At 69.8% G+C, this 10147-nt stretch carries 7 protein-coding genes; 1 reads left to right on the top strand and 6 read right to left on the bottom strand.

Going from position 1 to position 10147, the window contains the following annotated elements; translation table 11 throughout:
* Positions 1-153, top strand: a complete 153-nt coding sequence (locus tag AB0H81_RS28995) for a TrkA C-terminal domain-containing protein (protein WP_358380905.1) — start codon at positions 1-3, stop codon at positions 151-153.
* Positions 154-398: 245 nt separating this feature from the next.
* Here the strand turns inward: AB0H81_RS28995 and AB0H81_RS28990 are convergent, their stop codons facing one another.
* From AB0H81_RS28990 to AB0H81_RS28965, 6 genes are all read right to left on the bottom strand, one after another.
* Positions 399-1280: a hypothetical protein gene (locus tag AB0H81_RS28990; RefSeq protein ID WP_358380901.1), complete on the bottom strand. Its 882-nt coding sequence runs from the start codon at positions 1278-1280 to the stop codon at positions 399-401.
* A 214-nt stretch (positions 1281-1494) separates the two neighbouring features.
* A complete protein-coding gene (locus AB0H81_RS28985; protein WP_358380899.1) occupies positions 1495-1755 on the bottom strand; it encodes a universal stress protein in 261 nt (86 codons plus the stop codon).
* A gap of 423 nt (positions 1756-2178) precedes the next feature.
* Positions 2179-3759 (bottom strand): lectin, encoded by a 1581-nt coding sequence (locus AB0H81_RS28980; RefSeq protein WP_358380898.1) that lies wholly within the window; start codon positions 3757-3759, stop codon positions 2179-2181.
* A gap of 100 nt (positions 3760-3859) precedes the next feature.
* On the bottom strand, positions 3860-4984 hold the full coding sequence (locus AB0H81_RS28975) for a lectin (protein ID WP_358380896.1): 1125 nt from the start codon (positions 4982-4984) through the stop codon (positions 3860-3862).
* A 490-nt stretch (positions 4985-5474) separates the two neighbouring features.
* Positions 5475-7232, bottom strand: coding sequence for a ThuA domain-containing protein (locus AB0H81_RS28970; protein ID WP_358380894.1), 1758 nt, complete (start codon positions 7230-7232; stop codon positions 5475-5477).
* Positions 7233-7288: 56 nt separating this feature from the next.
* On the bottom strand, positions 7289-10114 hold the full coding sequence (locus AB0H81_RS28965) for an RICIN domain-containing protein (protein WP_358380892.1): 2826 nt from the start codon (positions 10112-10114) through the stop codon (positions 7289-7291).
* Between the last annotated feature and the right edge of the window lie 33 nt (positions 10115-10147).

Genomic DNA, 10147 nt, shown 5'->3' with positions numbered 1-10147 from the left:
CTGCGGCGGAAGTACGGCGTCACCATCGTCGCGGTCAAGAGCCAGGGGCAGGAGTTCACCTACGCCACCGCGGAGACCGTGCTCGGCTACGGCGATGTCGTCATCGTGTCCGGCCGGACGGACCAGGTCGAACGGTTCGCCAACCTGCCGTGAGGCCCGGCTGCTTCGGGACTGCAGACACGCTCGGGGGCCAAGGCACATTCGCACCAAGCCGCGCCAGTCGCTTGCGCGGGAACTGCCTGTGCCGCTTGGCCGTGCGATCCGATCACATGCCGGGCGGTGCCCTCGCCGGCCTGGACCAGTTGCGCGATCACCGGGACGCGGTCCCCGCCGGCGGACGCCGGCAACATCATCGCCCTGACCACCAACCCCGGCGAACCTTCCCGGTCACACCCTGGTCAGGCGACCCGGATCGCCTCCCAGGCGGTGACGTCGCACTGACCATGCTCGTTGTTTCCGGCGGCGACGACTGTTCCGTCCGCGCGCAGCCCGAGAGTGTGGGTGGATCCGGCCGCGACCGCGACGATCTCGCGCCAGTCGGCTACGTCGCACTGGCCGGAATCGTTGCCGCCCACGGCCACGACTCGGCCGGCCGCGGTGACTCCGACGGTGTGGTAGCTCCCAGCCGCCACTGCCACGACGTCTCTCCAAGCACTGACGTCACAGGCACCCGCCGATTGATCCCCCACCGCGAAGACGCGTCCGTCCCTGGTGAGACCGACCGTGTGAAGGTAGCCGGCGGCGACGGCGGTAACGTCACGCCACGTGTCGACCACGCACTGCCCACGGCGATTGTTGCCCACGGCAACGGTGGTCCCGTCGGCTCTGAGGCCCACCGAATGCCAGTCGCCACAAGCCAACGCGACAATCTCCCGCCATTGGCTCACGTTGCCTGCTCCCTCGAGGAGCCGCCCCGCGGCCAGCACGGTGCCGTCACCAACGAGCCCCAAGGTGCGGCGCCAGCCCGCGGCGACAAGGGTCACGTCGCGCCATGACGCGATGTCACACTGCCCGTCGCCGTTCCAGCCCGTCGCCATCACCGTGCCGTCCGCGCGGAGGCCCACGCTGTGGGACCGTCCGGTGTTCGAGGCCGTATGCACGTTGCCGGCCGCCACGGCGACCACATGAGCCCAGTGTTCGACTCGACACTCACCAGAGGTCCCCGCGCCGGCCGCAACCACGGTGCCGTCAGCGCACAGCCCCAACGAGTGTCGTCGTCCAGCGGCGAGGACAGGACTACTCACGTGCACATCATTGCCGAGTTCGACCAGTCTGTGCACCACGCCGTCCTGAAGGGCGTTGCGGAAGGGAGTAGGACGGGCAGTTCTCCTCTTCGAGCAACACCGCGAACGACTCCGCGCCTTGATCATCTCAGGAGACCTTCGAACGCGAGTAGCGTATCGCCGTCTGTGGGCGCTCGACCCGGCGTTCTCCGCCGGCCGTCCCGGTCTGCCCGGCCGTGCCCTCACTGGGAACGGCAGCGCGACCACGGCATCAACCCGCTCGTCGAGTCCCGCTCACAGCAGGCCTGTTCCTGCTGTCGAGTTCCTGCTGTCGAGGCAGGATCATCACCGGGACCGGCGCGTGCCTGAGGATCCTCGATGCGGCCGAACCGAGGAAGACCTGGGCCAGCGGGCCGGCTGCGCCCGATCCGAGCAGCAGCCCGCGAGCGCATCCGCCGCGCCCGTCTCGCGCTGGATGAGATCCAGCGCAGCGGGCACGCCTTCCATCACACGCCCGCACGGGGAATCTCATGACGCGTCTTCACGACTGCCGCCACGAACGCGACCGGCCCGGTGAGCGGGGTCGGGTGGACTGGTGAACGCCACGATCGAGACCGGCCGTCCTCCTGCAGGCAGGTAAGGCGATCACCGAACCACAGCGCCGCCGCCGGATGAACCTCGCCCGCGGCGCGGCGGAGGCCGAACTGGGCGGACATGGTCTGCCTGCGGGCAGTGTGACAGATGCTCCTTCTTCTCTGTCACACTGCCCGTTCTTCTCTGTCACACTGCCCGGAAACCGGATGACCAGCCGCCGTGCCATCCGCTCGGCAGGCCCATCGGGAGAGGGGTCGTGCCCGCGTCGGTTTCCGGCTCGTGTGCGCCGCCCCGCCGAACGAGTCCTCCTCCCCACCCCGGACCGGTGAGACACCTCCCGCTGCTGGTCAGCCTGTTCGGGTCAGGTGCGGGTCCAGCGTTGGTTGACGCCGCCGTTGCACGACCAGATGGTCAGCTTGGTGCCGTTGGCGGTGGCGTTGTTCGGCACGTCCAGGCACTTGTTCGCCCCGACGGCGGTGATGGTGCCGTCGGCGTTGAGGCGCCACCGCTGGTTGTCCTGGCCGTTGCAGTCCCAGATGATCACGTTGGTGCCGTCGGCGGTGCCCCGGTTGTACACGTCCAGGCACTTGCCGCCGTAGACCCGCAGCTCACCGCTCGCGGTCGGCGTCCACTGCTGGCCGGCCTGGCCGTTGCAGTCCCAGATCTGCGCCTGCGCGCCGTTCGCCTGCGAGGCACCGGAGACGTCGAGGCATCTGCCCGACCCCACCCCCTTGATCGCCCCCGCGGGCGGGGGCGTGACGATGCCCCCTCCGGTCACGACGTACATGGCCGCGCCGTGCCCGGGGACCGACGCGCTGATCGTCCCGGAGGAGGAGGACGTCGTGTGCGCCCACAGGTCGCGCACCGCGTAGGAGGACGCGGACCCCAGCCCCAGGGCGGAGGCGGTGGTCGAGACCGTGGAGGTGGCGGTGCCCCGGTTGAGCAGCACGACCGCGACCGAGCCGTTCGCCATCGGTTTGCGCCAGACCTCCAGGTTGCCGTTGTCGCTGATCTTGTGGCCCTGCCTGCCGCCCCAGTCCTGGTTGACCGCGATGACCTCGGTGTTGGTGAGGATCGTGCGCGTGTCGGCGCTCATCGTGCGGATGTCGTTGCCGGCGAGGAGCGGCGCGTTCAGCAGCGACCACAGGCTGAAGTGCGCGCGGCCCTCGGTCCCCGTCACCCCGCCGACGCCTACCTCCAGCATGTCGGGGTCGTTCCAACCGCCCGGCCCCGAGTACGCCTCGCGCCCGACCTGCTGGTCCAGGATTCCCATGATCGAGTTCCAGTTGGCCGCGATGTCGCCGGTGTTGCGCCAGGAGTTGCCCACGGGCATCCCCCACGTCCAGACGTTCTCCTGCCCCCAGTTGCACAGGCTGTACACGATCTGACGTCCGGTCGCGGCCAGCGCGTCGCGCATGGCGGTGTACCGCTGCTGCCCGTTCAGGCCCTTGTGGTCGCCGCAGTTGTCGTACTTCAGGTAGTCGATCCCCCAGGACGCCCACAGGGCCGCGTCCCGCCGCTCGTTGCCCAGGCTGGCCGGGTACCCCGCGCACGTCGTGGTTCCGGCGGAGGAGTAGATGCCGAGCTTGAGCCCTTTGGAGTGGACGTAGTCGGCCAGGGCCTTGATGCCGTTGGGGAACTTCTGCGGATCGGGCACCAGGTCCCCGTTGGCGTTACGGTTCTTGGTGGACCAGCAGTCGTCGATGTTGACGTAGGTGTAGCCCGCCGCCGCCATGCCGCTGGAGACCATGGCGTCGGCCGTCTGGCGGATCAGGCCGTCGTTGACGTTGCAGCCGAAGCTGTTCCAGTCGTTCCAGCCCATCGGGGGCGTGCGGGCCAGACCGTTGTCCAGGGCGGCGACCGGCGACATCTCCCCTCCGATCGCGACGATGGAGCCGGCGGCGAGTACCGCCGCCAGTGCTAAGCCGAGAACTCTGCGCATCTGATACCTCCGGCTAAGGCTGTCGGGAAGAACTCGGGACGATCCGCCGGACGGGCCGGGGACGAACGGCCGGCCGCCGGCCAGTGAGTGATGTCATGGGTCAGGTCCGGGTCCAGCGTTGGTTGGCGGCGCCGCCGCAGGACCAGATCTGGACTCTGACCCCGTTGGCCGTGCCGGCGCCGGAGACGTCGAGGCACTTGTTCGCCCCCACGGCGGTGATGGTGCCGTCAGCGTTGAGGCGCCACTTCTGGTTGTCCTGGCCGTTGCAGTCCCAGATGATCACGTTGGCGCCGTCGGCGGTGCCCCGGCCGTACACATCCAGGCACTTGGTGCCATAGACCCGCAGCTCACCGCTCGCGGTCGGCGCCCACTGCTGGTTGGCCTGACCGTTGCAGTCCCAGATCTGCGCCTGCGCGCCGTTCGCCTGCGACGCGCCGGAGACGTCAAGACATCTGCCCGACCCCACGCCTCTGATCGCCCCGGGCGGGGGCGTCGGACCGGGGGTGCCCCCCGGCTGACCGATGCTGCCGGGTACCGACTGCAGGGCGTCGTACCAGGCGGCGGCCATCTTGTCGTAGCCGCCGGCGGTGGGGTGGACGCCGTCGATCAGGTCGGCGGTGGTCAGCTTGCTGTGCATGTCGACCAGGTGGACGTGCTTGCCGCTGTTCACCTTGCTCTGCACGATGCCGGGGAGGGCCGCGTTGAAGGCGCGGCCGGCCGCCTCCTGGCCCGAGTTGGACAGCGGGATGATGGTCGCCACGAAGACGTCCGCGGCGGGCACGGTCGCGGTGATGTGGTCGATCAGCGTGGACAGTCGCTGCGGGGCGCCGGCCACGTTGTAGTTCTGCAGGACGTCGTTGGTGCCGATGTGCAGCAGCACCGTGCGGGGTGTGTGGGTACGCAGCCAGCCGGTGATGTTCGCGTCGATCTGGTCGATCCGCCACCCGGGGTGGCCCTCGTGATCGTGGTCGCCGAGGCTGCCCGGCCCGTTGAACTGCGACCCGACGAAGTCGATCGTGTAGCGGCCGGCGGCCAGGCGCTGCCACAGGCCGATCCGGTACCCGCCCGGCACCTGGGTGCCCTCGGTGATCGAGTCGCCCAGCGGCATGACCCGCACGCCGCCGTTGGACTCCGCGCCGGCGTCCCCGGCTCCCAGCACCGTGCCCGCTGACGCCAGGGCCACGGCCACCAGCACGGCGGCCCACCGCCGTCCCCACGTGCGCATGGTCAGCTCCTCGCCGTCGTCAGCGGACGGGACGCGTCGAGCGGGTGAGGGCTGCACAAGGGCCGGAGCCTGTCTGGTGTGGACACGAAGGACCTCCCTGCGGGAAAGATCGCGGATGGGGAATGGGGCGGCCGCGTGCCGCGCCACCGACTGTTAGCGTTAACATCCGGAATGGAAGAGCTCCTCTCACGGAGGCCGGCTGAGGTGGTGTGGCGGAGCACACATGATCCGGGGAGAGCCGTCAAGGGTCCGTCCCCCTCGACCCCGGCCGGGCCGCACGCCGAAGCGCTCCCAGCTGGGCGGACGGCCTGACGCACCGGGACGGAGCGATGAAACCTTCATCCCGTGGTGGCGCGGCATGACAGCGGCGTGGGCCTTGCGGGCGTCGGTTCGTCCATCGAACCGATTCGGCGGACGGTCTGCCGGCCGCCCGACGGAACCGGCCCGCAGGGAGCGGGCCGGCTCCGGGAGCCGGGCGTTCCCCTCGGGGTCAGACGCGGGTCCATTTCTGGTTGTTCTGACCGTTGCAGGTCCAGATCTGCACCCTGGTGCCGTTGGCGGTGCCGGCGCCGGCCACGTCCAGGCACTTGTTCGCCGCGACCGCCGTGACGGTGCCGTCGGCGTTGAGGCGCCACTTCTGGTTGTTCTGGCCGTTGCAGTCCCAGACGATGACGGAGGTGCCGTCCGCCGTGCCCGCGCCGTTCACGTCCAGGCACTTGCCGCTGGACGTCCGCAGCTCACCGGCACCGGTCGGGGTCCACTGCTGAGCCGCCTGCCCGCCGCAGTCCCAGATCCGCGCCTGCGCGCCGTTGGCCGGGGAAGCCCCGCCGACGTCCAGGCACCGCCCCGACGCCACGCCGCGCAGCGCGCTCGTACCGCCAGGTGTAGTGGTCAGTTCCTTGACGCGGATGTCGCGGAACGACGCCACGTCGCCGGACCCGTGGTTCTGGATGCCGATGTAGCCCTGCTGGAGCGAGCGGACCGGGTCGGTGTTGGTGAAATCGTTGATCTTGACGCCGTTCAGGAACACCTGGAGCCGCTCACCCTCCACCAGCAGCTCATAGGTGTTCCACTGACCCGGCGGATTCAGCGCCGCGTCCCGTGCGGCGATGTCCGCCGCCTTGAATCCGTAGATCGCCCCCGTCGTCCGGTCCGGGGTGTCGGTCGCGTCGATCTGCACCTCGTACCCGGTGTCGAGGGCGGCGTTCGGGTCGCTGGTGGCCGGGAAGCCCACGATGACCCCCGAGTTGGAGTCGCCGGTCAGCTTCCAGTCGAGCTTCAGGGAGTACGAGCGCAACTCCTTGGCGCTGTACCACAGCATGCCCATGCCTCCCTGGGAGGTCAGCGTGGCGTCGCTGTTGGCGAACGACCCCGGCCCCGCCTGCGACCAGCCCGTCGTCGACCCTTTGTACAACGCCGTGTATCCGGTCTCCGGGCGGCAGTCGGCGTTGGCGGCCTTGGCCGCGTACCGGATGCCGCCCAGCAGCAGCGTGCGGAAGTCCGGGTCGGTGTACGACTCCTGGGTGTGCCCCAGGCCGGTGTAGAACGCGCGGCCGGCGGACTGGGGACGGCACCACGTGATCGGGTGGTCGCCCATGCCGCCGCCGCTGTAGCTGCTCTCGTCCAGGCTCTGCAGCACCCGCGCACTGGAGCGCGGGTTGGTGCGGTAGTTGTACCACTCGTCGACGCGTGACCAGGTGGCCCCCAGATGAGCGGTCGCGGCGTGCGCCCGGTCCTCGTTCCGCACGGTGGCCCGCTGGATCGCCGGGTGGTTGTTGAACCAGGCTCCCATCAGCTGCCCGTAGTAGGGCCAGTTGTACTCGGTGTCGGCGGCCGCGTGCACCCCCACGTAACCGCCCCCGCCGTCCACGTACGTCTGGAAGGCGGCCTGCTGGGGGTCGTTCAGCACGTCACCGGTGGTGTTGAGGAACACCACCGCCTTGTACTGGGCGAGGTTGGCCGCGGTGAAGGCGTTCGCGTCCTCGGTGGCGTCGACGGCGAAGTCGTTGGCGGCCCCCAGGTCACGGACGGCCTGGATTCCGCTGGGGATCGAGTCGTGCCGGAACCCGGCGGTCTTGGAGAACACCAGGACCTTGAAGGCGGCGGCCTGGGCGGGGACGGCGGAGATCACGGTCGCGGTGGCCACGGTGAGCGCCACCGCGGCCATCGACAGCGTCCGCAGCGCGGATGTCCTCCGGTCGCCCGCCGCGCCGCGCCCGAGCGCGCCGGGGGTCAGATGTCGCAGCATGCGTGTCCTTCCGTCACATCAGTGGCTGATCGTGGTGCGGTCAAGGACGGGTGGCCTCAGACGCGGCTCCACTTCTGGTTGTTCTGGCCGTTGCACGTCCAGATCTGCACCCTGGTGCCGTTGGCGGTGCCGGCGCCGGACACGTCGAGGCACTTGTTCGCCCCGAGGGCGGTGATGGTGCCGTCGCTGTTGAGGCGCCACTTCTGGTTGTTCTGGCCGTTGCAGTCCCAGATGATCACGGTGGTGCCGTCCGCCGTGCCCGCGCCGTTGACGTCCAGGCACTTGCCGCCGTACACCCGCAACTCACCGGCATCGGTCGCCGTCCACTGCTGGCTGGATCTGCCGTCGCAGTCCCAGATCTGCGCCTGCGCGCCGTTCGCCTGGGAGGCTCCGGTGACGTTCAGGCAGCGGCCCGACCCCACGCCCTTCAGCGCGCTCGCGCTCCCCGGGGGCGACGTGCCGGTGTCGAGGGTGAAGGCGTCGACGTCGAACAGGTAGCCCTGTCCGGTCGGTCCGCGGAAGACGAGGTACAGCGTCGTGGAGCCGGCCGGCGCGCCGGCGAGGTTCGCCGAGACGTCGGTGAAGGTGTCCCACCCGCCGGTGCTCGCGACGTTCACCGTTCCCAGCAGCGTGCCCGTGGCCGAGCCCGCCCGCACCTCGATCCGGCCGCCCGCGCCCGCCGACGACACCCGGGCGGTGATCCGCTTCGCGTCGCCCAGGCTGTACGGCTGGAAGGAGATCCAGTCGCCGTCGTCGGTGAAGCCCACCGTCCGGCCGCCTTCGGCGGTGCCGTGGTCGGCCGTCTGGACGCCCTGCTGGGCGCCGAAGTGCTCGGCCTGCCGGTGCCGCGGCTGGAGCGTGCGGGCGCTGGTGGAGGTCAGGCCGCCCTTGTCGGTGTAGGAGGCCTCGAAGACGCCGTAGATGTTGGCCGCGGCGTCGTGCTCACCGTCGACCGGCACGGAGATGGAGCCCGTACAGCCGTTCGCGGAGGTGATCTGGTGACGGTGGCTGTCGTGGCCGAGGAAGTAGGCGACGGTGACCTTGGTGCAGTCGATCGTGCCGTCCTCCGGGTCGCTGACGGTGACCTGGAAGGGCACCGTTTCCCCGAAGGTGAACGGCTGCCCGTCGGCCGGGGTGGTCAGCGTCACCGCCGGGGCGGTGTTGCCGACGGTCACGATCACGCTGGCGCTTCCGGTCAGCCCCTGCGGGTCGCGGACGGTGAGGGTGACGGTGTGGGCGCCGTTCGCGGTGTAGGTCTTGCTCGGGTTCGCCACCGTGGACGTGGTGCCGTCACCGAAGTTCCAGGAGTACGTCAGCGCGCCGCCCTCGGGGTCGGAGCTGCCGGCGGACGAGAAGTTCACCGTCAGTGGAGCCGGTCCCGAGGTCCTGTCGGCGGAGGCCTTGGCGATCGGGTTGCGGTTGGCCTTGCCGATGTACTCGATCCGGTACAGCGCCTGGTTGTTGTTCCCGTCGCCGTAATCGAGGACGTAGAGGGCCCCGTCAGGCCCGAAGGCCATGTCCATCACCTGGGTGCCCGTCCAGGGGAACGCGGAGATCTCCCCGGGGTTGCCGTCGGCCTTCACCTCGATGGCCTTGATCCAGCGGCGGCCGTACTCACCGGCGAAGTAACGCCCGTCCAGGACCTGCGGGAACTTGACGGCCGAGTTCAGATTCGGGTCGTAGCGGTAGACCGGGCCGCCCATCGGCGACTCGGACCCGGAGCCGAACTCCGGCGGTGATCCGGCGTCCCCGGCGTATCGGATCCACGCCGGTCTGGCCGGGGGCAGCGTGCTCTGGCCGGTGTTGCGGAAGGAGTTGTTGGCCGGGCCGCCCGCGCAGTTGTACTTCGGGCCGGTGCTGTTGGAGGCGAAGTTCCACTCGTTGTAGGTCTCACTGGTGGTGTTCGTGCCCGTGCAGTACGGCCAGCCGTAGTTGCCCGGACCGGTGACGCGGTCGAACTCCACCTGCCCGCTCGGGCCCCGGTTGGGGTTGGTCACGCCGGCATCCGGCCCGTAGTCGCCCAGGTAGACGATGCCGGTCGCTTTGTCCACGCTCATCCGGAACGGGTTGCGGAACCCCATCGCGTAGATCTCCGGCCGTGTCCTCGCCGTGCCGGGCGGGAACAGGTTGCCGGCGGGGATCGTGTAGGTGCCGTCCGGCTGCGGCTTGATCCGCAGGACCTTGCCGCGCAGGTCGTTGGTGTTGGCGGCGGAGCGCTGGGCGTCGTACTGCGGGTTGCGGTCGGTCCGCTCGTCCAGCGGGGAGTAGCCGGCCGACTCGAACGGGTTGCTGTCGTCGCCGGTCGTCAGATACAGGTTGCCGGCCGCGTCGAAGTCGATGTCGCCGCCGACATGGCAGCACATCCCCCGGTCGTTCGGCACCTCCAGCACGACCTTCTCACTGGCCAGGTCGAGGGTGTCGTCGGACTTCAGGGTGAAGCGGGACAGGTTCAGGTGGCCCTTCCACTGGTCGAACTGCGCCTGCGTGCCGTTGCCCGGCGCGTCGCCGTTCGGCGTGCTCAGCCGGGGCGAGTAGTAGAGCCAGACGTACCGGTTCGACGCGAAGCCCGGGTCGACCGCCACCCCCTGCAGGCCCTCCTCGTCGTGCGTGTAGACGTTGAGCCTGCCGGCCACCTTCGTGCTGCCGTTGACGTCGGTGACGCGCACCGTGCCGTCGCGCGCCGTGTGCAGCACCGACCGGTTCGGCATCACGGCCAGCGACATCGCCTCACCCAGCTCCGCGCCGCCCGAGGCGAGCGACACCTGCTGGTAGTCGGAGGCCGGGATGGTCAGCGCGTTCGCCGGGGAGGCGGTGAACACGAGGGCTCCCGGAGTGATCAGCGCCATCGTGGTCAGCAAGGTGAGCCACGGACGTCGGGACATGAATATTCCTTCCTGACATATGGCCATCAGTCA

It is taken from the genome of Nonomuraea sp. NPDC050691 (genome assembly GCF_040654455.1).
In the GTDB taxonomy this organism is placed as follows: domain Bacteria; phylum Actinomycetota; class Actinomycetes; order Streptosporangiales; family Streptosporangiaceae; genus Nonomuraea.
This window is presented reverse-complemented; position numbering and strand designations above follow the sequence as displayed.